Source organism: Paenibacillus allorhizosphaerae (assembly GCF_042659105.1).
Lineage (GTDB): Bacteria > Bacillota > Bacilli > Paenibacillales > NBRC-103111 > Paenibacillus_G > Paenibacillus_G allorhizosphaerae.
Genome location: NZ_JBHSRV010000002.1, coordinates 729485 through 754675 on the forward strand (window position 1 = coordinate 729485; position 25191 = coordinate 754675).

A 25191-nucleotide genomic window follows, 5' to 3' on the forward strand; every position below is an offset into this window, starting at 1 on the left:
GTGACTCGGTTGCAAAAAAGAAGCTCAAGGTGGGATACGGCATATGTTTAATCATCTTTTTGCTTCCATGAACGAAATGCTTGACGAAGTGGCGTCCGAGCTCCCGTCCGCGACCGGTACAAAACGGAAAGAATTGCAGGAAAAGCTGCGTACGTTAAAGGCGATGAGCGATACTTGCATTGAAGAATGGCTGCTGTTTGAGGAAAAATGGGCCAAAGTAGCGCGTCAAACGGGCGATTCCTTGTTAAACTTGGCGGCGGATCCGTTCGATCCCGAATTTTCCGGAAAACGAAACGATCAGTTTATCCGCGGCCAAGGTTATTATAAGCTACACATGTTTAATGAAGCGATTGATGCGTTTGCGCCGCTCGTAGACAAGCAGCCGGATTTCAGCTTGGCCCGCATATACCTCGCCATGTCTTATCTACGCAAGGGCGAAGCCGAGGAAAGCTATTCGCACTTTCACTTTTTGTCCCAATTGACCGATAACTTGCAGCTGAGAGCCATTTCTTACAACGCCATGGGCTGCATTCAGGCGCAGCAGCGCAATATGGAAAAAGCGTTCGAGTTTTTCAATCTGGCATACCGGACCGATCCTGTCAGCGTTCAGCCATTAATTGACCTGGGACTTTGTTCCGAGAAAAAAGGCAGCCTGCAGTTTTCCCATACGATATCCCGCGGTTTAAAGTAAGGCGTGCAGGTTAAGTTTGCTATTCCCTTTTCCCGTTACAATTGGTATGCTTATGAGGAATGCGGGAAATGAAGGGATTGACTGGCACCAATGAAATTTGCTGTGTTGGATTTTGAAACGACAGGGAGCACGGCGACGGATCGAGTTATCCAAGTCGGGCTCTTTATCATAAACGATCATGAGATTACGGACAGGTATACTTCTCTCGTCAATCCGGGTATGAGTATACCTTCTTCAATTACAACGTTAACGGGAATTAACGACGAGATGGTGAAAGATGCGCCCTCGATCGATTCGGTCATTGCGGAGATGGTCCCTTTCCTGCAGGAATCCGTACTGGTCGGGCATAACGTTGGGTTCGACCTCGCATTTTTACAGCGCGGACTTGACGAGAGCGGATATTTTTCCTTCGACGGCCGGGTGCTTGATACGATGGACGCGCTGCGCGTATTGTTCCCAGGCTTATCGAGCTTGCAGCTGAGCGCCGTGTGCCACGAATTCGGCATTGAGCACGAGCGACCGCACCAAGCGGACAGTGACGCCGAAGTGACGGCGCTCATTTGGCTCCAATGCGTAGAGCGGCTGCAAAAGCTTCCGTTATTAACGCTTCAACGGCTCGAGATGGTGTTCGACGATTCCGCCGCTAACGATTTTGCTTGGTTTCTGCATGAAATGATACAATTTAAAGAGTCGCTGCCGCATCAAGATTCGGAATCAGAATCCTACTTTCGTCAGTTTGCGCTTCGTGTCGGCGACTGGGGAGAGGAAGAAGCGGTTCGCAGCGAAGTGGATATTCAAGCGATGCCGGGGGAGTTCGGCGATTTTTACAACCATTTGAAGCAGGTGCTTCAGCAGCGGTTTGAAGCTTATGAAGACCGGGAATCCCAAGTTCAAATGCTGAAAGAAGTTGAATCCGCATTCGAACAGGGGAAGCACTTGATGATCGAAGCCGGTACAGGTACGGGCAAGTCGCTTGGATATTTAATCCCCGCGCTCTTTTACGGATTGAAGCAAGATAAAAAAGTGGTCGTCAGCACACATACGATCAATTTGCAGGAGCAGCTTCGCGAACGGGATGTGCCCTTGCTCCAGCATTTGTTTCCTGTCGGGTTCAAAGCCGCGGTATTGAAAGGCCGAAGTCACTACTTGTGCCTCCGCAAATTCGAGCACAAAATCAACATGCTTGACTTTGAGAACGGCCGTGACGATCGGATTACCGCCGGACAAATGCTCGTTTGGCTTGGAGATACAGAGCGCGGCGACGAAGAAGAACTGCATTTTGCCGGCAAAGGCAGGCAGTTTTGGCATACCGTTCAGAGCGATTCGGAATCATGCTTGAACCGCAACTGTCCATGGTTTAAAAAATGTTTTTATCACCGCGCGAAAAACGATGCAAATACAGCGGATGTGATCATAACGAATCATTCCTTGCTGTTCACCGACATGATCGCGGAAAACCGGCTGCTGCCCGGGTATAAGCATCTGGTGATTGACGAAGCGCATCATTTTGAAGAAGTGGCAGGCAAGCATTTGGGCATTGAGCTGCATTATCACAGCTTAATGAATACGCTGTTTTGGTTGTATAAAGATGCGCGTTCCGGACAGCTTTCGACCCTTCGTTCGCGTATTCATATATTCGAGGAAGAACGGCCGAAAGCATGGTGCGCGGTGATCGATCAAGTCATCGATCATTTGATTTCGCTGAAAGAAGAATGGGATCAAATTACGGAGCTGTTTTACCAGCTTGTCGCCTCCCGCAGCGATCCGTCGCAAACCGAAGGCAGTTCGTACGTATACCGCGTAATGAAAGATTCGCTCCCTGCGGGTTGGGATAAACTGGCGTTGATCGAAGAGAACATGCATTCGGGATTCAACGAGGCATTGAAGCGGCTCGATAAAATGCTCAGCGAGATGAAAGATCATCAAGAGGAATATAACATTCAAAGCCTCGTCACCGACTTGGGTGGAACCGTGAAGCAGCTGCAGCGCCATCGCGACGCATTGCATTTCTTCATCACAATGCCTGACGACAATTATGTACACTGGCTGGAAGCGGGCAGCTATAACAAGAACCGGTCCTTGCTTCTTACATGCGTTCCGATTGATGTGAGCGCGTTGCTTCGGCAGCATTTCTTCGATGCCAAAGATAGCGTAGTGATGACCTCCGCCACGTTGTCCGTAGGCAAATCGTTCGATTACACCTGCGATCAATTAGGGCTGAGGCGGGAGGATGCCGACGGCGGCAAGCTGAAGACGGTGCTCCTGCCGTCGCCATTCAATTACCGTCAGCAGGCGCTAGTCGCCATCCCGCGCGACTTTCCTACGCTTCGCGGCGGAAGCAGCGGCGAAAAAGAGTTCCTGGACAAACTGATACCATCGCTTGCTGAGGTGGCGCTGGAAACGAAAGGCCGCATGCTGGTGCTGTTCACCTCAAATCGGATGCTGAAAAACACGCATACCGCATTGAAAAATATGCTTGCTCCGTTTGGCATCAACGTGCTCGGCCAGGGTGTGGACAGCAGCAACCGGAGTAAGCTGACGCGGCTGTTTCAGAACAGCCCGGCTTGCGTACTGCTCGGGACAAGTAGCTTTTGGGAGGGTGTCGACATTCCCGGTGATGCGCTAACGTGTCTGGCGATCGTACGCTTGCCCTTTCAGCCGCCCAATCATCCGCTGGTCGAGGCCAAGACGGAAAAGCTCAAGAAGCTGAACCAGAACGCTTTTATGAAATTGTCGGTACCGCAGGCGGTGATTCGCTTTAAACAAGGATTCGGCCGTCTTGTGCGCACCGCTTCCGATAAAGGGATCGTCATTATTTACGACACCCGGGTCATTGATACAACGTACGGCAAATACTTTTTATACTCGCTGCCGGGTCCGAAAATCGAACATATGCCCTCGAATCAGTTGGTGCCAAGAATAAAGCAGTGGATGGATGTGAACGAAGCATGACGAAAACGATGAAAATTTCCGAAGCGGTCGTTCGCCGGCTGCCCGTATATTTACGGTTTTTAAATGAATTGCATAAAAAAAACGTACAAACCGTATCCTCGCAGGATTTGGGGCAAAAATTGGACCTGAATCCTGCGCAAATTCGTAAAGATTTGGCTTATTTCGGGGAGTTCGGGAAAAAAGGGATCGGGTACGACGTCGATTATTTGATTGAAAAAATAAGGCAAATTTTAAAACTGGATAAAGTGATCCCCGTCGCATTAGTCGGGGCCGGCAATCTGGGCCGCGCTTTATGCAATTATAACGCTTATTTAAAGGACAATATGAAGATCGTAGCCGTGTTCGATGCGCTTTCGAACAAAGTCGGGGAATCGATCAACAATTTAAAGGTCAAACCGATGCAGGAGCTGTGCCCGACGATCAAAGAATTGAACGTGCGCATCGGCATCATTACCGTTCCTGCGGCGGAAGCGCAATCCGTGGCGAACCAATTCGTGGAATCCGGAGTCGAAGCGATATTGAATTTTGCGCCGATTATTATAAAAGTGCCGAACGAGATTCGGGTGCATCACGCCGATTTTACGACCGAGCTTCAAAGTTTGGCATATTACTTGGATTAGATAAAAAAAAGACAAGCCTGATCGCGAGCCAATTCGCTGCAGGCTTGTCTTTTTCGTTATTACGATGAGAAAACGAAGATGACTTTGTAAATGAGATAAGCGAGCGCAATGCTAATGGGAATCGTAATGATCCAAGTCATGATCATCCGGGTAACCGTCGCCCATTTGACGTCATAAAACCGCAAAACCGAACCGGTCCCGATGATCGATGAAGTAATGACATGCGTTGTCGACAAAGGCATACCCATATGCGTGGACACTTGGATGACGATGGACGAGTTCAGATCGGAAGCGAATCCGTTGATCGGTTCGATTTTCAACAATTTCTTGCTCATCGTCTTAATGATTCTCCAGCCCCCGATCGATGTGCCAAGTCCCATTGCCGTAGCGGCCGCGAGTTTGACCCACAGCGGCACATCCAGATCGGTTTGGTATTCCATTGCTACGAGCGCAAATACGATAATTCCCATCGCCTTTTGAGCATCGTTGCCGCCGTGGGAGAAGGAGAGCAGCGCCGCGGAAACGACTTGCAGGTAGCGGAAAACGCGGTTCATTTTCGTGCGAGACTGATTGCCCGTAGCGAGGATCAGCTTTTTGATAATCCACATCACAAGAAAGCCGGTACCGAAAGCAACGATAGGCGAGAACACCAGAATCAGAACAATCTCCTTAAAGCCTGACCAGTTGACGGAGGAAACCCCTGCACCGGCGATGACGCTGCCGGCGAGCGAACCGATCAAAGTGTGCGAGGAGGAAGACGGGATGCCGAAATACCATGTAACCAGGTTCCAAATAATGGCGGACAACAGCGCTGCAATAACGATGTGCATCCCATTCTCGATCGTAGCCGGATTCGCCACTTTGCCGCCGACCGTTTTGGCTACCTCCGACGAAAAGACCGCGCCGACAAAGTTCAGCACGGCGGCCATCATTACAGCGAAACGCGGCGATAGCGCCCTTGTCGATATCGAAGTTGCGATCGCATTGGCCGTATCGTGAAAACCGTTAATAAAATCGAACAAGAGCGCAAGTGCAACGATGATAATCAATATAGTTAACATAAATTCCTCCTACGTGAGCTTGGTTGTTCCAAAATTTGCTTACTTGAAGGAACAACGTCAGGAGTATCGAAGTACAACGCTCTCCAAAATATTCGCCACGTCTTCGCAAGCATCGGTCGTTTGCTCCAGCCGCTCATACAGCTCTTTCAGTTTAAAATCATGGTACGGGTCTTTCGGATTCGTAAATATTTCGCGAATGCCTTCGCGCATTAAACGGTCCGCCTCATTCTCTAAACTGTTAATTTGTACCGTATGCTCCGTAAGCTGCGAATATTTTTTTTTGGACAACAGCTTGAAGGAATCAAGGATGTGCTGGCAGCTCGCCACAATCACTGCGGAAAATTCTTTCATATACTTGTCCGAGACGGTGATGTTTAAATAATCGAAACGGGCGATCGTCGCTTCAATGCCATCGATCACATCGTCGAGCTTGGAAGCGAGTTCCATAATGTCTTCACGGTCGATCGGCGTAATGAACACTTTGTTCAAGCCTTTGAATATTTGATGCGTAATATTGTCGCCTTTGCTCTCGAGCTCCTTCAGCTTCGGATAGTACGTCGCGGGCGGCTCGTCCCCCATAACGGCGGTGCGAAACATTTGCGCCGCTTCCAGTGTATTCTCCGAGGCATGGATCAACAGAAGCAGAAAATCGGTATCGTCTTTTTTTGAAAACAGCATGATTTTTCCTCCTAAAATTGTTCTTCTCTGTATTTTTTTGTGTTGCACATGCACAGACCCCTACACTGAAAGCAAATGGAACGAGTGAAATTTGTAAGATTTATGTAGAAAATTTGTAAGATTTCACACAAAAATAAAAATAACATACTACATCATGGGAATGCAATCATAGTTTCACCCGTTTAAAGGATGTTCATGAACAATTTCTTATAAGAAGCCATACTAATTTATAACAGTACATGCTTGATTTTACGAGCTTAAAGGGGTACATTGGAGGATGGAGTCGCAATCGGAAAGTAAAGGACGTGTAGCGAAAATGACTAAAACAATCATTTATAACGGTACGTTTATAACGATGAATGAGGATTCGCCTTTGATTCATGGATACATGGAGATTGAAGGCAACAAGATTACATATATTGGTGAGCAGCTGCCGCAGCCGCTGGAGCAATATACGGAGAAGGTAGACGGCAAAGGGAAATTATTTTTACCGGGCTTCGTCAATACGCACGGGCACGCCGCGATGTCGCTGCTGCGCGGTTACGGGGACGATATGGCGCTGCAAGTGTGGCTGCAGGAAAAAATGTGGCCGATGGAAGGGAAGTTCACTTCCCACGACGTAAGGATCGGGACGATGCTGTCGCTGCTGGAAATGATCAAAGGCGGGACGACGACGTTCGTCGATATGTACGATCATATGGATCAGGTGGCGGAAGCGTCGGCGGTCAGCGGGATTCGTGCATGTTTGACCCGCGGGGTTATCGGCCTTTGTCCGCGTGACGTTCAGGATGCGAAGCTTGCCGAAGCGATTCAGTTCGCGAAAAATTGGCACGGACAAGCCGACGGCCGCATTACGGCGATGATGTCGCCGCACGGTCCGTACACTTGCCCGCCGGATTATATCGAAAGAATCGTCCAGGCAGCGCATGATCTCAATTTGCCGATGCATACCCATATGTCTGAAACGGCAAGAGAAGTGCAGGATAACGTAGACCAATACGGCTTGAGACCGGTAGCGCATCTGGAAAAGCTCGGCGTATTCACACGTCCCACGTTAGTCGCTCATGCGGTACATTTGACGGACGAGGAAATCGAACTGCTCGCTAAATATGATGTCCGCGTGTCGCATAATCCGGGCAGCAACTTGAAGCTGGCAAGCGGCGTTGCGCGCGTGCCTGAGCTCCAAAAGGCCGGCGTGCTCGTATCGCTTGGAACCGATGGCGCCGCCAGCAACAACAACCTCGATATGCTGGAAGAGATCAGGCTGGCCGCTTTGATCCACAAAGGCGTATCCGGCGATCCGGTAGCGGTTGCCGCTTGGGATGCCTTAAAAATGGGGACGCTCGACGGGGCGAGATCAATTTGGCTCAATGACGTAGGGGCGTTGAAAGAAGGCATGAAGGCCGACTTCATCGCAATGGATATGGATCAACCGCATTTTTACCCGCGGACCAATATGATTTCTCATGTCGTTTATTCGGCTTCTTCGCGGGATGTGACGGACGTATGCGTCGATGGTCGTTTTATTGTCCGAAACGGCGAGTGCTTGACGCTGGACGAAGAAAAGGTAAAATATGAAGCTCAGCAATGCTTTGAACGATTAACCGCGGAGTAATGCGGCATGGTGATGCAGACCAAGTGGAAAGTGATATTGCTGCTCTCGGCAATCGTGATCGTTGCTGTTGCTTTGTCAAGCTGGTTCTTCAACTCGGTTATGAAGGAAGAATGGAATAGGGAGCGGGCCGCGGTGTTGTCGGCCTACGAAAAGACGATTTTGACAAAGGCGGTCAAGGTCGATCGCTTTGTGGGCCAAAAGCCGTACACGGTCATTCAAGGCGAAGATAAAATCGGACAGCCGGTGGTCGTATGGGTGGCGGAAGATGAAATTCGTTCGGAAATGGCTGCGGGGGGCATTACGGCGCAGCAGGCCGAGCTTGCAACAATGGAACGGCATGCCGATGCCACAATCGTGAGGGCATTGCCGGGCATCATGAACAACGCACCGGTATGGGAAATCTTTTATAAGCTGCCTCCCGGTGAAGAAAAGAAAGACCAATATTTTTATGATTATTATACGTTTAAGGACGGGCAGTTAATGGATACGTGGAGATTGTCCATCCGATAATGATAAGGCTGCGAGTGCGCAATAGATGCGTATTCGCGGCTTTTTTTATATATTATGATCAAAAGTCGTTGATTCAGAAGCTTTTATTTTATTGTTAGGTCAGCCCGGAGATATTCGTTTGGCCTTATTGTGGATTGGATAGGTTGCCACTCATTGCATTCGCTTTGATATATATCATGTGATATACTCATGGTATACAAAATATGATATATTCATAGAAAGGGGGACGTTATTGAATGAAAATACGTCTCTTGCCTGTCTTGACGAGTGTTGTAATTTCAGCCGCTGTACTCTTTGGCGGATATTTCGGATATCAAAGTTATGCGATGGAAAATCCTTTAAATAAAGTCGTTTCTTCCATTCCCGGTGTGGAGCTGGTTTCCATGAATCTCGGTGGAACGGAAGCGTCGATGGAGCTGAAGCTGGCGCCCGGAACGAGTCTCCGGGAAGTGTATGATCGTATCATGAAAGACGGCGGAACGGCGCTTGGCAAAAAAGAGCTTAATCTGAAAGTCGTAAACGCCGATTCTCCTAAGTTGGATGCGTGGTGGTCTTCGGCTTTATTCGAAGTCGCTCAGGCGATGGAGACGAAGCAGTATGCGAAAATCCCGGCTGCGCTTGAAGCGCGTGCGCAGCAGAGCGGCGGCGGTTTAAAAGTAGCGACGGAGATGGATAATAAGTTTGTGTACATCACGCTTACCGACGGCGCTAACAGCAAATATGTTATGCTTCCTCGGACGCCGGCCCAATTGGGGGTGTGGCCGAATGAGTAAGTACGGAAAAGAAATAATGATCGGCGCCGTGCCGGTTCTCATTGCTTTTCTATTGTTTATTGGCGTAAACATTATTCCGGTATTATTTATGACCGTTATTTTAGGTACATTTTTGTTTATGACGCGCGCCCGAAACGGTATGAGCGTCGGTTCCGACCATAAATCGCGCAGCAGGGCGCCGAGCTATTTGACATTTGACGAGATCGGCGGTCAAGACCGCGCGAAGCGGGAGCTTCAGGAAGCGCTCGATTTCCTGATTCGCTACGAGGATATACAGCGGCTCGGGATACGCCCGCTCAAAGGCATATTGCTCACCGGGCCTCCGGGAACGGGGAAAACGCTGATGGCGAAAGCCGCGGCGCATTACACGAACTCGATCTTTATGGCGGCGTCCGGCAGCGAATTTGTCGAAATGTACGTAGGCGTCGGCGCCAGCCGGATTCGCGACTTATTTAAAGCAGCGAGAGCACAAGCCGTGAAGGAAAACAAGAATAGCGCGATCGTTTTTATTGATGAAATCGACGTCATCGGCGGTAAAAGAGACGGCGGCCAGCATCGCGAGTACGATCAGACGCTCAATCAGCTGCTGACGGAGATGGACGGAATTCATACGACCGAAACGCCGCGAGTTCTCATTATGGCCGCTACGAACCGGAAGGAGATGCTCGATCCCGCACTGCTTCGCCCTGGACGCTTCGACCGGCATATCGAAGTTGATTTGCCGGACAAAAAGGGCCGCGTGCACATTCTTAACATCCATGCGAAAAACAAACCGCTTGCTCCGGAAGCCAATCTCGAGTCGATTGCGCAGGAAACGTTTCATTTTTCCGGGGCGCAGCTTGAGAGCGTCATGAACGAAGCGGCGATTTATGCAATGCGCGATGAGTCGGAGAACATCCAGCAGCGGCATCTGTCGCTTGCGGTAGATAAAGTGATGCTGGGCGAGAAGACAGACCGTGAATCGACGAAGGAGGAGCGGGAGCGCGTAGCCCTACATGAGCTCGGACATGCGATAGCGGCGGAGCTTGTACGCCCGGGTTCCGTTTCACAGGTATCGCTTAGCCCACGGGGCAAGGCACTCGGTTTCGTGCGGCATAACCCGCAGCAGGATCAATATTTGTACACGAAGGAACAAATCGAGCATCAAATTATGATCGCCCTTGGCGGTGCCGTTGCCGAAGAGATGTTTTACGGCGGGCGCAGCACAGGCTCGCGCAACGATTTCGAGCAGGCGCTGAACATGGTGCGAACGATGATGGATTCCGGGCTTACCAAGCTCGGCATTATCGACCGCGACATGGTGACCAAAGAGGAATTGATGAAGGAGAATGCATCGATTCTTGAAGAGTTGACGCAAGCCACGCGTTCGATGCTTGAGCAGCATAGGGAAGTGTTCGAACAGTCGCTTGGGATTTTGATCCATGAGGAAGTATTATCAGGCGAGCAATTCAGACAATTGCTCGAGCAATCGAGAACCGTTACCATTTAATTAAGCAAATTGAGATCCGGCGGTGCAAAAACCGCCGGATTTTTCCGTTTTTCTGGCTCATTCGCATGTAATCTATTTAATTCATCAGAAACTAGCAGAAAGTGCAACTTTTTTGGTAGAATTAAGTCTAAGATAATGGTATATTTCGCCAGTGTGTTCCTTAATACGGCATGGAGTACGATGGTGCTCCGGCGTTCCACATAAATCTTCAAAAACATACATAACGAGGTGCAGAAAATGAAGATGATTACAGCTTGGTTCATCATGCTGCTGATGTCGATCCTCTTGCTGCCGACCCTTGCCAATGCCGCTATGCCGTCCGTTCAGCTCTTTATGGACGGTAAGCCGCTCGTTGCCGAGGTTTCGCCGCAGATCGTGGGGGGCAATACCATCGTGCCGGTGCGCATCATCGCCGAATCGATCGGCTCCAAGGTGGCATGGGAGGGCAAAGAGCGCAAAGTAACGATTAACAAGGAACAAACGAGCATCCAGCTGTTCATCGACAAGAAAAACGCAGTCGTTAACGACAAGCAGTACTTGTTGGAAACGGCTCCCGCGATTATCGAAGGTAATACGATGCTGCCGCTCCGTTTTGTCAGCGAACAGCTTGGCGTAGATGTGACTTGGGAGGAAGCGACGCGTTCGGTGTTTTTATATAAACCCAAGCAGGATTCGACCGCACAAGGCAATAATGCAGCGAACGGCTCCGCGCAGGACGGCAAGCCCGGCAGTGCCAACGCAGGCGAGACGTCCGGGCAAAAGGACAACGTGAACGATCCATCGAAAGATTTGGCAGCGGGACAAACCAAAGATCCATCAAAAGATCCGTCAAAAGATCAACCCAAAGATCCGTCCAAAGACGCCTCCAAGGATCAACCGGCATTTTCGACAGACCCCGGAACGACCGTGAAAGCGGGAGATAGCCCAACGGACAATAAAACGGAGAACGCAGGGACGTCCGGAAAGCCGAATACGATGACGCCCCCTGCCACCGGCGGTGACAAAACCGTAAACCCGGGTGAATCGCTCGTACAAGCCATTTTGCTTCAAGGGGATACGGTCACGATAAAAACGACGGACAAGACATTGAAACCGAAAGCTTTTCAACTGGCGGAACCGTACCGGATCGTCATCGACGTGCCGAAGGCCAAGCTTGACGAGTCGCTCGCGGCAAAAGTCGGTCCGAACAAGGAAGGAATTGTGGCTGAAAAAAACGAGCAAGTCTCGCAAATTCGTTATTCGCTATTTTCAAATGAGCCATCTATCGTTAGAATAGTAATAGATTTACCGAAAAAATATGAGTTTTTGATGACGGATGTGCAGCCAACCGGTGAGTTTTCCGTGAAGATCGGTCAAACCGGACAAGTGAAGTCAAAATACAGAGTCGTGATCGATCCGGGGCACGGCGGCACGGACACGGGCGCGATTTCGGTAACGAAGCGAAACGAGAAAGATTTTGTGCTCCCGCTCGCTACGAAAGTGGCCGCACTGCTTCAAAAGGAGTCCAAGATCGAAGTCGTCATGACGCGATCAAACGATACGTTCATTGAGTTGTCGGATCGCGCGGGGAAAGCAAATGAGATCGAGGCCGACCTGTTCGTCTCGATTCACGGCAATTCCGCTACCAAAGAAAACGTGTCCGGGACGGAAACGTATTATTACACACCGCAAAGTCAGGAATTCGCGAACCTGATGCACAAGTATTTGTTGGAAGGAACAGGTTTCCCGGATCGAAAGGTGAAGAAAGAAAGCTTCCATGTCATAAGGAATACGACCATGCCTTCCGTATTGCTTGAAATCGGTTTTTTATCGAATCGATCGGATGAAGCGCAGATGTATTCGGAATCGTTCCAGAACCAAGTTGCCGCATCCATCGTCGCAGCGATCAAGAAGCAACTGAATATCGACTAAGGAGTGGGTAACGATGCTACAGAAATGGCATAAAGGAATGGCAGCAGCAGCCGTCGTCGCCCTGCTGGTATCGGGCTGCGGGCAAAAGCCTGCGCCGCAGGGAACAGGAGCAATACCTCCTGCCACATCTTCGCAAGGGAGCGGGAGCGGCAATACGCAGGGTACCTCGCCCCAGACGCCGCAAACGCCGGTACAGCCTCAGGAAAAGCAGTTGAAAATGAAAGCTTATTTCTCTGATGACAAGCTGGAGAATCTTGTTGAGAAAGAAGTATCGATAACGTATAAACAGGACCAGGACAAGTACGCAGCCGCGCTCAAAGCGCTTACGGTCAGCAGCGACCCGAAAGCCGTTCCTTTATTTAAAGGCTTCACCTTTAAGTCCGTTGTATTCAAAAACGGCGCGTTGACGATCGATTTATCGATGTCACCGGAATCAAGACTCGGCTCCGGCGGGGAGGAGATGCTGCTGCGCGCGCTGCAAAACACGCTGTTCCAATTTAGCGAAGTTCAAACGTTCGACGTTTTGCTCGACGGGAAGAAAGTGGAGAGCTTGATGGGGCATATGGATCTTCCGCACCCATTCAAGCGAGGCCAGAAATAACATCATGACGAATTGAACACCGATAGACCGAGAGGAGTTTATTCATGAAAAGGAACAAACAAAAACAGATGCGAAAAATGGCCGCGGCCGCGCTCGCCCTGTCCATGCTAATGAGCAGTCCGGCCTATGCGGCGGACCCCGTGACGAATACTTCCACGAGTGCCATTGGCGGACTTGTGCTCAGTTTTGCCGACGTAAGCGCCACGCACTGGGCCATCAAACATATTACGAAGCTGGCTTCCCTCGGGATTATCCAAGGATACGAAAAGCAAGAATATCGACCGGAAAACACCGTGTCGCAGCAGGAAGTCATCGTCATGGCGCTGCGCATGATGGGGCTTGAATCCGAAGCGCTGAAGAGCAAGGCGGATACGGTACTGCCCGTCAGCGTGGATACGTTTTTTAAACCTTACGTTGCGTATGCATTCGAGCGCGGCTTGATCGACAGACAGGAAGAAATGGCCGACAGCGCTTCGAAAACCGCATGGGGCTCGCGCGAAGCGTCACGCGAATGGGTAGCAAAGCTTGTCATCCGCGCGATCGGCAAGCAAAATTCGGCGAATCAGCAGGCAACCCAAGGCTCGACGTTCAATGATGCCACCGAGATGTCTTCGTGGGCGAATGGATATGTAAATGCCGCAGTACAGCTTCAAATTGTGCAGGGCATGGACGGCAACACGTTTCAGCCGAAAGGAAAAGTCACGCGGGCGCAGATGGCCACCTTCCTCAGCCGCGCGGACAAGCATCTGACGACGCGCTCCGACCGCGTCATGACCGGCTACCTGATGGGACAAACAGACCGGAAGATCAGCGTTCTGAATGCGCAGGGCGAAACGAAGGATTATTCGATAACATCGGATACCGTCGTCTATAATGCCAAGGACGATACGCGAATTCCGCTGTCTTCCATCAAGCTGACGAACGAAATTTATGTTGTACAAAATTCGGGCAACGCGCTGTATATCGAATTAACGAACGATCAGCAGCAACTGGAAACGAACGAAGGCACGCTGAACGAAATTTATTTGGACCAAATGATCGTATCGATTCAGCAAGGCAATCAAAAGAAATTATTCGAAATCGCCCAGAACGTTACGGTAACGGATAAAGATGGACGCGGCTTGAGCATCGGTTCAATTGCGCCAGGCAGCATCATCGCGCTTCAACGTGTTACGCTGCTCAAAGATCCGAAAATTACGCAAATTGTCGTGAAACAGGCTCCCGTCAGCAAAACGGCGGAAGGAACCGTCCTTAGCATCGACAAGGATCAAAACCAGATCACGTTCCTAGAAAAAAGCGGACAAAACGAAACGTATTCCACGAAAAACGGAGTTGCGGTTACTCAAGCGAACGGCACGTTTGTTGATTTAACCAAGCTGCGCGTAGGCGATACCGTCACCTATGACGTAAAAGCAAATGTACTTACAGCAATAAAAATTACGAAACAGGCGGATTTCGGCGAAACGGTGCAAGGTAAGCTGATCAGCTTGAGCGATGACAAACAAATCATGACGATCACCAGAAGCGGCGGCACCGCGCTGGAGGCATACTATATCGCCACCAACGCGCTTGTAACGATCGAGGGAATGAGCAGCGCCAGCTTGTACGATCTGGAAGTCGGCGACGAGTTAAAGCTCGACCTGTTGAATAATAAGGTGATCAATACGACCGTCACTAACCGTTCGGTAAAGCAATATACGTTTGCTTCCATTTTGAGTTACGATAACGATTCGAAAGTGCTTACGATTACTACGGACAACGGCAGCGTAGCGGCGTTCAAGCTTGAAGACAAAACGATTATCCGCTATGGAGACAGCACGATTCCGATGAGCAGCTTCCAAACGCTTTTCGTTAAAAATACGAAGGTTGATTTGAAGATTTCCAAAGACAAAATCGTGCAAATCGCAAATACGACGAAGATCGAAGGAACCGTAGCGCAGCTCAATGCGCAAATGGGAGAAATCACGATCCGCAGCGCCAGCGGCCAAAACCTTTCGTTTAAGGGCGGATCGACCACGCCGGTCGAAACGTTGGACAAAACGGGCGCAACGATGTCCGACCTGAAAGTCGGGGATACGGTTGCCCTTGGCATCAGCAGCGGTGCGCAGGAATACATCAGCTCGATCGCGGTCAAGAAGGTCGGCGTTTACAAAACGCTGGTTACGAACGTCAGTACCCGCCAGCTTAGCGTAAAAGACGAGAACGGGACGCTTTTGACTTTTGTCATCGAGAACAACGACAAAATCGTCAATCCCGGAAAAGCCTCTCACAGTTTCGAAGATATTGGGCTTGACGAATATGTGAAGGCAACGTTCAACGGAACGAAGCTGGATCAGCTTGTACTGCTCAATACGGTTCGCGGGAAAGTTACTTCGATGGATGTATCGCTCGGTACGCTGACAATTCAGGACTTCCAGGGCGGCGTCCAGGTACTGCCCGTCGGTCAACAGTATACCGTTAAATTGAACGGATCGATTTCGTCGGCGCTGAGCTCGATCAAACCGGACGACCGCGTGGAAATTATTAAAGACGCGAATGACAAAACGATTATTCAAGTCGCTACGCCGTCCAAGCGCACCATTTCTTCCTATGATACGGTGCTGAATCAGCTTTATTTGAAGCCAACCTCAAACAACGACAAAACAACGTATAACTTCTTCGCCAAAGCGTATTTGCACAAAGGGACCCAATCCGTCGCAGCGAGTGCGTTCGTAGAGAACGAAGAAGTGACGATTTATGTGCTGGATGACAAAATTATCGAGATCGAAAAGAAATAATCTATTAATTAATGTAACTTTTGTAGGACTTCTCCCGTCTATGTAGTAGGCAATCTGCTGCATGGGCGGTTTTTTTTCGTAAAAAGTTCTTATTTTCCCCAGTACAGAGATTGATTCGACTCTTTCGATTCGGTAAACTGGTAGAAAGGGAATGAAAGGGGCAGGGACGTTGAATCAGAAGGAAGCAAGATACATACTCGATACGATCGCAGCCATGTTCCCTGACGCCCACTGCGAGCTCCATCATTCGAATCCGTTCGAATTGACGATTGCCGTGCTCTTGTCCGCGCAATGCACGGATGAAACAGTGAACAAAGTTACCGCCACGCTCTTCCAAAAGTATAAACGGCCGGAGGACTACTTGGCTGTTCCTCTCGAAGAACTGGAGCAGGATATACGTCGAATCGGACTGTACCGCAACAAAGCCAAACATATTCAGGCGCTGTGCGCCATGCTGCTTGACAAATATAACGGGGATGTTCCCCGGGAGCATGAGAAGCTTGTCGAGCTGCCGGGCGTAGGCCGGAAGACGGCGAACGTCGTCGTTTCCAATGCTTTTGGCGTTCCAGCCATTGCGGTAGATACGCACGTGGAGCGTGTGTCCAAGCGGTTAGGTTTTGCCGGTGAGAAAGATTCGGTGCTTGAAGTCGAGAAAAAGCTGATGAAACGGGTTCCCCGGGAAGAATGGACACAAACGCATCATCGTCTCATTTTTTTCGGACGGTACCATTGCAAGGCGCAAAATCCGCAATGCGAAATTTGCCCGCTGGTCGAGCACTGTCGCGAGGGAAAAAAACGTATGAAAACGTCCCCGAGCAGGCAACCTAAACAGAAGGAAAAAGAAGCCAAGTTGTAAAAAAGAAAGGATTGAACCATAATGAAATGCATATCGGTATATACAAACGACTTTGAAGTGTTCTCGGACATCTACGAGAAAGTGCTGGAAACGCCGCTGCAGGAAAACGAAGAGAAACAAGTGGAAGGCATTACCGTTTCGGAATCCGGAAGCGTGCCGGAAAACTATTTGAACCGCATGAAGCAGCGTCCTGAAGTCGTCGTGATGAAAGTGCGCGACCGTGATATTACGATTTTGCAGCATCGCGACGTATTCGAAATTTTTATCCCGGAAGCGGAAAGTATGGTACACTAAAAACCGAAGCGATTCGGTTTTTTCTTTTTATATTTTTCATATAGAGCAGTCAGGGGTAGGGAGAAGGATGAAGAGCGTAATGGCAATGGGGGAACAAACCGTCGAAGCGGTGCAGGCGCTGCTCGTTCAAGTTGAGCAGGCCGGTGACGCGGAAAATGGGAGGAAGCTTCGGCAACTGCTGACGAAGGCGGAGAGCGGACGGCTCTCGATTGCGTTTTGCGGGCATTTCTCCGCAGGAAAATCAAGTCTGATTAACCGGCTGTGCGGCCATCCGCTGCTGCCGTCCAGTCCGATTCCGACAAGCGCAAATATCGTCAGCATCGTGAATGGGAAAGCGGGTGCGCAGGTCGTTCATCGGCTTGGCGAAGGACAGTACTCGGAAGCGAAGGTGGAGCAGGTGCCGCTGGAGGAGCTGGCCGAGCACTGCCGCAACGGGGAATCAATTGAAACGGTGGAAATCCGTTATCCGATTCCATTTCTTGGCGAGGCCGCTGCGCTTTTGGATACGCCGGGAATCGATTCGACGGACGATGCGCATCAGCTTGCGACGGAATCGGCGCTGCATTTGGCCGATGTCGTATTTTACGTCATGGATTATAACCATGTTCAATCGGAAATCAATTTGTCCTTTACGAAAAAAATGACGGAATGGGGCAAACCGCTTTATTTGATCGTCAACATGGTAGATAAGCACCGGGAACAAGAGCTGCCGTTCGAGAAATACCAGGTCGGTGTTCGCGAGGCTTTCGCGAACTGGCATGTTCGTCCCGACGGCATCCTTTACACTTCGGTGCGGGTGCCGGATCATCCGGCGAGCGAGTGGCACAAGCTCGACTGGCTGCTCGGACGGCTGATCGAGCTGCGTGAGCCGCTTGTGCGGCTAAGCCTGGAGAAGTCGGCCCGCGCTTTGGCTGCGGCGCATGCCGCCAAGATGGCCGAGGCGAATGAGCCGGCCAAGGAAGCGCTGCGCGCGAAGCTTGCCGCCGACGAGGGCACTGAAGCGGCACAGGAAGCTTATTTGCAGGTGAGCGCGGAGCTGGCGCGTCTTGCCGCACTGCCGCAGGAACTGGATCAGGCGGTGCGCAAATCGGTCGCGTCGGTGCTCGACAACGCGAACGTCACCCCGGCTGTGACGCGGGATCTCGCGCACGTCTATTTGGAAAGCCGCCGGCCGGGCTTCAAGGTCGGCTGGTTCGGTTCCGCCGCGAAGACGGCAACGGAAGTGGAGCAGCGGCTGGCCGCGTTCCACAAAGATTTTGCGTCGCAGGTCGAGACGCAGTTGGCGCGGCATGTACAGCAGGCGGTTAAGGCGGGGCTCGAAGGGCAAGGCCTTCCGCAAGCTGCCGTGACGGAAGCGGCGGATAGCATTCGTGGTGAAATTTCGCCGACATGGCTGGCCGCTCAAGTGAACGAAGCTGCTGTGTTCGGGAATGAATATACGCTGAATTATTCGAAGCAAATTGCTGCGGAAGCGAAGTCGCTGTACCGCAAGGAAGCGTTCGCGGCGCTCGACTCCCTGCTTGCGTCGCTGGATGCAGCGCTGGCGCCGCGCCGGGACGCGCTGCGGCGCGAACTCGCGGCCCTCGAGGCGCGGCTTGGCAGCCTGCGCGAGCTCGAGCGGCTCGCGCAGGCCGAGGCCGCCTACGGCACCGCGCTGCAAGCGCAGCTGCCGGCCGCGGTCGCGCCTGCGCTGCCTGCGCCGGAGGCGGCGCCCGCGGCCGCTGCGGCCGGCACTCCCGCGCCCGCAGCGCACGACCTGCGCGAAGCGCTCGCGCGGATCGCGCCGGGCACGGCAAGCGCCGACGACGGCGCGCCGGCGCTTGCCGCGGGCGACCACCGCCGGCGGCTGCGCTCCTCCGCGGCGCGGCTCACCGCCGCTGCGGAGGAGCTCGCAGGCGTCGCCGCGCTGCAGACGATCCGCCGCTCCTTGCGGGAGAAGGCGCAGCGGCTGGAGCACAACCGCTTTACGGTCGCGCTGTTCGGCGCCTTCAGCGCGGGCAAATCTTCATTTGCCAACGCGCTGATCGGCGAGCGGGTGCTTCCCGTATCGCCCAACCCGACGACGGCGGCGATCAACAAAATCATGCCGCCGGAGCCGGAGGCCGGTTGGCCGCACGGCACGGCCAAAGTCAAAATGAAAAGCAGGGAACGTCTTGAGTCCGATGTGCTCTATTCGCTTGAAGTGCTCGGCGCTGCCGCCGGTACGCTGGAGCAAGCCGTCGACGCGATATCGCAGCTGAAAGCGGAGCACGTGCCGGGCAAAGGCAAACCCCATTACGCGTTCCTCAAAGCGGTGGAAAAAGGCTGGGACGCCATGAGTCCGAGTCTGGGACAGGAACTGAAAGTGAGCGCGGAGGAATTTGGCGATTATGCCGCCGATGAGACCCGTTCGTGCTTCGTTGAGCTCATTGAACTGTATTACGCCAATCCGCTTACGGATCAGGGGGTCGTGCTGGTCGATACGCCAGGCGCGGATTCGATCAATGCGCGGCACACCGGCGTCGCCTTCGATTATATCAAGAACGCTGATGCGATCTTGTTCGTTACGTATTACAACCATGCGTTCTCGCATGCGGACAAACAATTTTTGCTGCAGCTGGGGCGGGTAAAAGACAGTTTCGAGCTCGATAAAATGTTTTTTATCGTCAATGCTGCGGACCTGGCCGCTTCGGAAGAGGAACTGGCAGGCGTGGTCGGCCATTTGGAAAGCAACCTGCTGCAGCACGGCATCCGCAATCCGCGTATTTATCCGCTGTCCAGCTACTATGCGCTGGAAGGGAAGATCAGTCACGATCGGCAAACCATGGCACAGTCCGGCATATTGCCATTCGAACGGCAGTTCGTACGCTTTACGTTCGAGGAGCTGCCCCGAATGGCGATCGACGCAGGGCTTTCCGACATTCGCCGAGCGGCGGGCGTACTACGGCATTGGATGGAAGGAGCGAAGGCGGACGCCGACGAGCGGAGCCGCCAGTCGCGCGAGCTTTCGGAGAAGCTGGCGTCGGCCAAAACCGATCTTGCCGCGTTTGAGCCGGAAGCCGACCTGCGGGAGCTTGCCAAAGAAATTCAAGAGCTGCTCTATTATGTGAAGCAGCGGACGGCGTACCGATTCGGAGATTTGTTCAATCTGGCGTTCAATCCTTCCGTCTTCAGGGAAGATACGCGGGATACGAAAATGGTGCTGGTGTCCGCTTGGGAAGATCTTAGGCGGATGATTTCCTTCGATCTGACGCAGGAAGTGCTTGCAACGACGCTGCGAGTCGAGAACAAAATCAACAAGCTGGCGGAGCGTGCCGCCCGGCAGTTAGCCGATGCGATCCGTGATCGCATCCCGTCTTTCGAAGACGCTGGCTTTGAACCGTTCAAGCTGCGAACGCCCGAACTCGAAGGCTCGCTGCCGGCGGAAGACATCGGAGCCAAATGGCTGTCCGGCTTCTTCAAAAATGCGAAGCAGTTTTTTGAAGGGGACGGGAAGCAAAAGCTTCGGACCGAGCTCGAGGCAAGGCTGAACGAGCCGATGACGCGGTTTGCCGAGGAGCAAGCGGCAGCGCTTGGGGCGGCTTATGCGGACCAACTGCGGGATGCATATCGCATGGTTACGGAGCGGATGACGCTGGCGCTGGAGGAACATGCCGAAGGGCTGATCGATGCGCTGGAGATGAAGATTGATCTGAGCGAGCTGGCCCAAAAGCATGATCGTTTGCTGCGATTTATCGAGAATAACGAAGCGTAAGCGGGATGGGAAGGAACGGCGGGGACTGGTGAACCCCGCTTTTTTGTATCAATCTGAAATCGCGGAGCGATATAACATAGTTGCTCCATCGCCAACGATATTCACCCTATCCGGCCACCGTACTTTGGAGCAAGCGCTTGTTCGTATAGTTCCGCTTCGATGAGCAGTATTTCTTTTTTTAGAATCGCAGGCAATTATTTCGCTAGCACGGGATCTTTGTGGACTTTTCGAGTGAAAATACAGTTTTGGCAAGACACGATCGGATCTTCATCGACTGGGTTTCGGTGAGGATCTTTTCTTATTTGGTGAAAGGGTTTACAATCGTAAGATTTCGTACCTTTTTCACGAAAAAGATAGACTCAGCTTCAAAAATGTGACGATTTGATGGAATTTTAAGTATTAAAGAAGATTATGGAATTTCCACTTGTTGCCGGTCCCGGAAGGGGATGCTACACTTCAAAGCATAGCTGAAACGCTTTCGCGGCGGCTCGACCCGCTTCGAAAGCCATTTTTGCTTTTACGGCCTGCGAGCGGGTGAATCGGCGGGTCGAGAGCGGGATTGCATACGCCTCGTAAGCGTATGCAACCGTGGAACAAACAACGTTGCATATACAGGAAGGCGGCTCTGTGACGCGTTCAAGACGGCAGAGTCCGGAGAAGGAGGGTCTCCATGAATGTTTTTCGACAGTTAAAGGAGTTTTATTGGCCGGAACGAAGGTTTTTGTTTTTTTCGATTTTTTGTTTGATGACGGCAACGGCGCTCGGGCTCGTATATCCGAACCTGCTTCGCTACTTGATTGACGAAGTCATCACCAAAAATCAGTTTGAGAAAGTTCCGTATTTGGCGCTTGGTGTCGTATGCGTCATGACGGTCAAAGCGTCGTTTCAATTTATGCATGGCGCTTCGAGTTCAAGACTGGGCAACCAAGTTGCCTACAATTTGCGCAACAAACTTTACGAGAAACTGCAATACTTATCCTTTCAATATTATGACCAAGCTCGAACGGGCGACCTGATGTCCCGTTTGACGGCCGATCTGCAGGCGGTGCGAGACTTCATCGGCTTCGGCTTCGTGCAAATTTTGAACGTATTCATGATGTTTACGTTCGGCATCATGATGATGTTCTCGATCAATTGGAAGCTGACGCTGCTCACGATGGTGTTCATGCCGTTTCTGGTGTTCACGGCGATCCGCTTTGAAGGGAAAATTCATCCGGCCTTCCGTTCGATCCGCAAATCGATGAGTTCAATGACGACCGCGGTTCAAGAGAATATCACCGGCGTTCGAACGGTCAAATCGTTTGCCCGCGAGCCGCACGAAATTGAAAAATTTTCGAACCGAAACGAAGATTATCAATCGAATAACGTGACGACGTCCGGCATTTGGGCCCGTTACTTTCCGCTCATGGAGCTGTTCGCCAATATGAGCGTTGTCATGCTCCTTTGCGTCGGAGGTTTGATGGTTATCGGCGGGTCCATTTCACTGGGGTCGCTCGTCGCGTTTTTCAGCTTGATCTGGTACATTATCGGACCGATGTGGGGCATCGGTTTTCATATCAATAACTTCACCCAATCGAAGGCGGCGGGCGAACGGCTGCTGGAGCTTTTGCATCAATATGTTCACGTGAAAAATAAGGACAATGCGCAGGAGCTGAAGCCGGAACAGGTGCAAGGACATGTCCGGTTTGAAAACGTAACGTTCGCTTACACCGAAAAACAGCCGGCCTTGACCAACTTTCAGCTGGATGCGCCAAAAGGCTCGGTCATCGGACTTCTCGGAGGAACGGGATCGGGCAAATCGACGGTCATTCAGCTGCTGCTGCGCGCGTACAACGTCAAGGAAGGGCGCATTACGCTGGACGGGACGGACATTCGTGACGTCACGCTCGACAGCTTGCGGCGTCAGATGGCTATCGTTTTTCAGGAAACGTTCCTGTTCTCGTCGACGATTCGCAACAACATCGCTTACGGCGTAAAAAGCGTATCCATGGAAGAGATCGTCAAAGCGGCTAAACTTGCGAAGGCGCATGATTTTATTATGGAGCTGCCGATGGGCTACGATACGGTTGTCGGCGAAAGGGGTCTCGGTCTCTCGGGCGGTCAGAAACAGCGGATCGCGATTGCGCGTGCGCTGCTCAAAAACCCGAAAATTTTAATTCTCGACGATGCAACGAGCGCCGTCGATATGGAGACGGAACACGAGATTCAGCAGGGCTTCGAGGAAGTCATGGCGGGCCGAACGACGTTCATCATCGCACACCGGATTTCCTCCTTGAAACATGCCGATGAAATCATCGTTCTTGACGAAGGCACAATCGTTCAGCGGGGAACGCACGCGGAATTAATGAAGCAGGAAGGCCCGTACCTGGAAACGTACAAAATTCAGTTCGCGGATCAGCCGGACGAAACCGGTTCCGCGGAATCCGGAGACGCGATTGCAAGGCGTCATCCGTCGAGCCGCCGAATGGATGAGGAAATCGTTCAAGCGGCCGAGGAAATCGCAGTCACATCGCAAGCGAAGGTCAGGGGGTTAGTACATTGAGCGCGCAAAAAGAAAAACATGCCGGCGATCGGCAGTCCGATAAGGAACTGCAATCCCGGTTCGTCTACCAGGACGACGAGGAGCTTGACAAAGGATTCGATATGGTTCAGGTCCAACGGCTTAGCCATTATATGAAGCCTTATGCCAAGCAGATCATCCCGATCATCCTGATTATGATGGTCGTCGGCGCGATGACAAAGCTGCTGAATCCGCTGCTGATCGCTTATGCGATCGACCATGCGCTGAAGAACGGAGATCGGAACGGGCTGCTATTGTGCGTCGGCGCGATGTTGACGCTGTATATTATTCAATGGGCGGCCAATACGTACCGGATCCGTTATACGAATATGATCGGTCAGCGCGTTATTTACGATTTGCGGCACGATTTGTTCAGCCACATCCAGCGTCTGTCGTTCCGTTTCTTCGACAAGCGCCCGGCAGGATCGATCCTGGTCCGCGTCACGAACTACGTCAACTCGCTGCAAGATTTGTTTACGAACGGGGTCGTCAACCTGATGATCGACTGCGTGCAGCTTGCGGGAATTATCGTAATATTGCTGTTGTACAATTGGAAGCTGGGACTCGCGATCATCGTAACCGTTCCAATCATGTTCGTCATTTCCACGAAGCTGCGGGTGAAAATTCGCCGCGCCTGGCAAGTGGTGCAAATTCGGACGGCGCGCATCAACTCGCACCTGAACGAATGCATCCAGGGCATCAAGGTGACGCAGGCGTTCACACAAGAAAAGGAAAACATCGCATTTTTCGACGAAATGAACAAAGACAACCACTACCACTGGAACCGCGCTTCTACATTAAACCAATCGTTTGGGCCGATTATCGAAGTGACGGGAGCGGTCGGCTACTGTATTTTGTTTTGGTTCGGAGCGCATTTGATTCAATCGGGAGAAATATCGATCGGCCTTCTTGTTGCGTTTGCGACCTATATCGGTCATTTCTGGGAACCGATCAACCGGCTCGGCCAAATGTATTCGCAAATGCTGATCGCCATGGCTTCGTCGGAGCGGATTTTCGAATTCATCGATGAAAAGCCGAACGTAGGAGAAAAGGAGCAGGCAATCGATTTGCCGAATATTCGCGGCGATATCGAATTCAAGCAGGTGGAGTTCGAATACGAGCCAGGCAGGCATGCGCTGAACAAAATTGATTTGAGCGTGAAAGCCGGTCAATCGATCGCGCTGGTCGGCCATACAGGATCAGGCAAAAGCACGATCATCAATTTACTGTGCCGGTTCTACGATGTGACGGGCGGCAGCATTTCGATCGATGGCCACGATATTCGGGATGTGACGATTTCCAGCCTTCGTTCGCAGGTCGGCATCGTGCTGCAGGATACATTCATTTTCTCTGGAACGATTCGCGATAATATCCGGTTCGGAAGGCTCGACGCGACGGATGAGGAGATTGAAGCGGCGGCCAAAGCGGCTCGCGCCCATGATTTTATCGTCAATTTGCCCCAAGGCTACGATACCGAAGTGCAGGAGCGGGGCAATGTGCTGTCCATGGGGCAGCGGCAGCTGCTATCGTTTGCGCGGGCGCTGCTCGCCGATCCCCGCATCCTTATTTTGGACGAAGCGACGGCGAGCATCGATACCGAGACCGAGCTGAAAATTCAGGAAGCGCTGAAAACGCTGCTGGCCGGACGCACTTCATTCATCATTGCGCACCGGCTGTCGACCATTCGTCACGCGGATCACATTCTGGTTCTTGACCACGGTCATATTATGGAGCAGGGAAATCATCAGGAACTGCTGGATCACAAAGGAATTTACCACGGTCTGATTCAGGCGCAGTACCGTTTTCTAAAAGAAACGGGCTAACGAGAAGTGAACGCCTCCTTTGGTTCGCGAATGCGAAACGGAGGAGGTTTTTTAGTGCTCCGATTTAACTTTTTACGTTCCGCCCGCGCTGAGCACAAAGGTCACTTTAAAAAGTTAAATCTTCGCTGCAACCGTGTTCCGTCCGTTGAACTTCTCGTATAACGTTTTCTTATTTTTTAAAAGTGATATCGTCCCGAACCCCACATATACATGAAAAGGTATGGCGGTGCCGCGATGCCCCAAGGGC

General features: G+C 51.6%; 17 protein-coding genes. 15 read left to right on the top strand and 2 right to left on the bottom strand.

Features of this window, described 5'->3' with window-relative positions; genetic code table 11:
* Window positions 1-43: 43 nt before the first annotated feature.
* The 3 genes from ACFQI7_RS12090 (at window position 44) to ACFQI7_RS12100 (ending at window position 4263) form a co-directional block, all read left to right on the top strand.
* The gene (locus tag ACFQI7_RS12090; protein WP_218100595.1) at window positions 44-691 is read left to right on the top strand and encodes a tetratricopeptide repeat protein; all 648 of its coding nucleotides are present in this window, start codon (window positions 44-46) and stop codon (window positions 689-691) included.
* 90 nt (window positions 692-781) lie between these two features.
* Entirely contained in the window at window positions 782-3643 is a 2862-nt protein-coding gene (gene dinG, locus ACFQI7_RS12095; protein WP_218100594.1) for an ATP-dependent DNA helicase DinG, read from the top strand.
* Entirely contained in the window at window positions 3640-4263 is a 624-nt protein-coding gene (locus ACFQI7_RS12100; RefSeq protein ID WP_218100593.1) for a redox-sensing transcriptional repressor Rex, read from the top strand. Before dinG ends, ACFQI7_RS12100 begins: the two co-directional genes overlap by 4 nt.
* Window positions 4264-4322: 59 nt before the next feature.
* Here ACFQI7_RS12100 and ACFQI7_RS12105 read toward each other — a convergent pair whose 3' ends face one another.
* Window positions 4323-5324 (bottom strand): inorganic phosphate transporter, encoded by a 1002-nt coding sequence (locus ACFQI7_RS12105; RefSeq protein WP_218100592.1) that lies wholly within the window; start codon window positions 5322-5324, stop codon window positions 4323-4325.
* 57 nt (window positions 5325-5381) lie between these two features.
* A complete protein-coding gene (locus ACFQI7_RS12110) occupies window positions 5382-6002 on the bottom strand; it encodes a DUF47 domain-containing protein (RefSeq protein WP_218100591.1) in 621 nt (206 codons plus the stop codon).
* A gap of 316 nt (window positions 6003-6318) precedes the next feature.
* Between ACFQI7_RS12110 and ACFQI7_RS12115 the strand changes: the two genes are divergently transcribed.
* The 12 genes from ACFQI7_RS12115 (at window position 6319) to ACFQI7_RS12170 (ending at window position 24944) form a co-directional block, all read left to right on the top strand.
* Window positions 6319-7617 carry an amidohydrolase gene (locus ACFQI7_RS12115; RefSeq protein WP_218100590.1) on the top strand — a complete coding sequence of 433 codons (1299 nt, stop codon included), beginning with the start codon at window positions 6319-6321 and terminating at the stop codon, window positions 7615-7617.
* A 6-nt stretch (window positions 7618-7623) separates the two neighbouring features.
* Window positions 7624-8127 carry a cell wall elongation regulator TseB-like domain-containing protein gene (locus ACFQI7_RS12120; RefSeq protein WP_230415220.1) on the top strand — a complete coding sequence of 168 codons (504 nt, stop codon included), beginning with the start codon at window positions 7624-7626 and terminating at the stop codon, window positions 8125-8127.
* A 236-nt stretch (window positions 8128-8363) separates the two neighbouring features.
* Window positions 8364-8900, top strand: a complete 537-nt coding sequence (locus ACFQI7_RS12125) for a hypothetical protein (RefSeq protein WP_218100589.1) — start codon at window positions 8364-8366, stop codon at window positions 8898-8900.
* Complete coding sequence (locus ACFQI7_RS12130) at window positions 8893-10389, top strand: AAA family ATPase (RefSeq protein WP_218100588.1); 1497 nt, start codon at window positions 8893-8895, stop codon at window positions 10387-10389. Before ACFQI7_RS12125 ends, ACFQI7_RS12130 begins: the two co-directional genes overlap by 8 nt.
* Window positions 10390-10626: 237 nt before the next feature.
* A complete protein-coding gene (locus ACFQI7_RS12135) occupies window positions 10627-12300 on the top strand; it encodes an N-acetylmuramoyl-L-alanine amidase (RefSeq protein ID WP_218100587.1) in 1674 nt (557 codons plus the stop codon).
* A 13-nt stretch (window positions 12301-12313) separates the two neighbouring features.
* Window positions 12314-12901: a GerMN domain-containing protein gene (locus ACFQI7_RS12140; protein WP_218100586.1), complete on the top strand. Its 588-nt coding sequence runs from the start codon at window positions 12314-12316 to the stop codon at window positions 12899-12901.
* A gap of 44 nt (window positions 12902-12945) precedes the next feature.
* Window positions 12946-15678 carry an S-layer homology domain-containing protein gene (locus tag ACFQI7_RS12145; RefSeq protein ID WP_218100585.1) on the top strand — a complete coding sequence of 911 codons (2733 nt, stop codon included), beginning with the start codon at window positions 12946-12948 and terminating at the stop codon, window positions 15676-15678.
* A 169-nt stretch (window positions 15679-15847) separates the two neighbouring features.
* On the top strand, window positions 15848-16534 hold the full coding sequence (nth, locus tag ACFQI7_RS12150; RefSeq protein WP_218100584.1) for an endonuclease III: 687 nt from the start codon (window positions 15848-15850) through the stop codon (window positions 16532-16534).
* Window positions 16535-16555: 21 nt separating this feature from the next.
* Window positions 16556-16828, top strand: a complete 273-nt coding sequence (locus ACFQI7_RS12155) for an NAD/NADP transhydrogenase alpha subunit (protein WP_218100583.1) — start codon at window positions 16556-16558, stop codon at window positions 16826-16828.
* Window positions 16829-16895: 67 nt separating this feature from the next.
* A complete protein-coding gene (locus ACFQI7_RS12160) occupies window positions 16896-20561 on the top strand; it encodes a dynamin family protein (RefSeq protein WP_218100582.1) in 3666 nt (1221 codons plus the stop codon).
* A 670-nt stretch (window positions 20562-21231) separates the two neighbouring features.
* A complete protein-coding gene (locus tag ACFQI7_RS12165; RefSeq protein ID WP_218100581.1) occupies window positions 21232-23103 on the top strand; it encodes an ABC transporter ATP-binding protein in 1872 nt (623 codons plus the stop codon).
* Window positions 23100-24944, top strand: coding sequence for an ABC transporter ATP-binding protein (locus ACFQI7_RS12170; protein WP_230415218.1), 1845 nt, complete (start codon window positions 23100-23102; stop codon window positions 24942-24944). The genes ACFQI7_RS12165 and ACFQI7_RS12170 overlap by 4 nt, the downstream gene beginning before the upstream one ends.
* The last annotated feature ends 247 nt before the right edge of the window (window positions 24945-25191 follow it).

Coding starts and splice junctions, on each gene's coding strand:
- ACFQI7_RS12090 (WP_218100595.1), top strand. CDS start 44: ATGTTTAATCATCTTTTTGCTTCCATGAACGAAATGCTTGACGAAGTG.
- dinG (WP_218100594.1), top strand. CDS start 782: ATGAAATTTGCTGTGTTGGATTTTGAAACGACAGGGAGCACGGCGACG.
- ACFQI7_RS12100 (WP_218100593.1), top strand. CDS start 3,640: ATGACGAAAACGATGAAAATTTCCGAAGCGGTCGTTCGCCGGCTGCCC.
- ACFQI7_RS12105 (WP_218100592.1), bottom strand. CDS start 5,324: ATGTTAACTATATTGATTATCATCGTTGCACTTGCGCTCTTGTTCGAT.
- ACFQI7_RS12110 (WP_218100591.1), bottom strand. CDS start 6,002: ATGCTGTTTTCAAAAAAAGACGATACCGATTTTCTGCTTCTGTTGATC.
- ACFQI7_RS12115 (WP_218100590.1), top strand. CDS start 6,319: ATGACTAAAACAATCATTTATAACGGTACGTTTATAACGATGAATGAG.
- ACFQI7_RS12120 (WP_230415220.1), top strand. CDS start 7,624: ATGGTGATGCAGACCAAGTGGAAAGTGATATTGCTGCTCTCGGCAATC.
- ACFQI7_RS12125 (WP_218100589.1), top strand. CDS start 8,364: ATGAAAATACGTCTCTTGCCTGTCTTGACGAGTGTTGTAATTTCAGCC.
- ACFQI7_RS12130 (WP_218100588.1), top strand. CDS start 8,893: ATGAGTAAGTACGGAAAAGAAATAATGATCGGCGCCGTGCCGGTTCTC.
- ACFQI7_RS12135 (WP_218100587.1), top strand. CDS start 10,627: ATGAAGATGATTACAGCTTGGTTCATCATGCTGCTGATGTCGATCCTC.
- ACFQI7_RS12140 (WP_218100586.1), top strand. CDS start 12,314: ATGCTACAGAAATGGCATAAAGGAATGGCAGCAGCAGCCGTCGTCGCC.
- ACFQI7_RS12145 (WP_218100585.1), top strand. CDS start 12,946: ATGAAAAGGAACAAACAAAAACAGATGCGAAAAATGGCCGCGGCCGCG.
- ACFQI7_RS12155 (WP_218100583.1), top strand. CDS start 16,556: ATGAAATGCATATCGGTATATACAAACGACTTTGAAGTGTTCTCGGAC.
- ACFQI7_RS12160 (WP_218100582.1), top strand. CDS start 16,896: ATGAAGAGCGTAATGGCAATGGGGGAACAAACCGTCGAAGCGGTGCAG.
- ACFQI7_RS12165 (WP_218100581.1), top strand. CDS start 21,232: ATGAATGTTTTTCGACAGTTAAAGGAGTTTTATTGGCCGGAACGAAGG.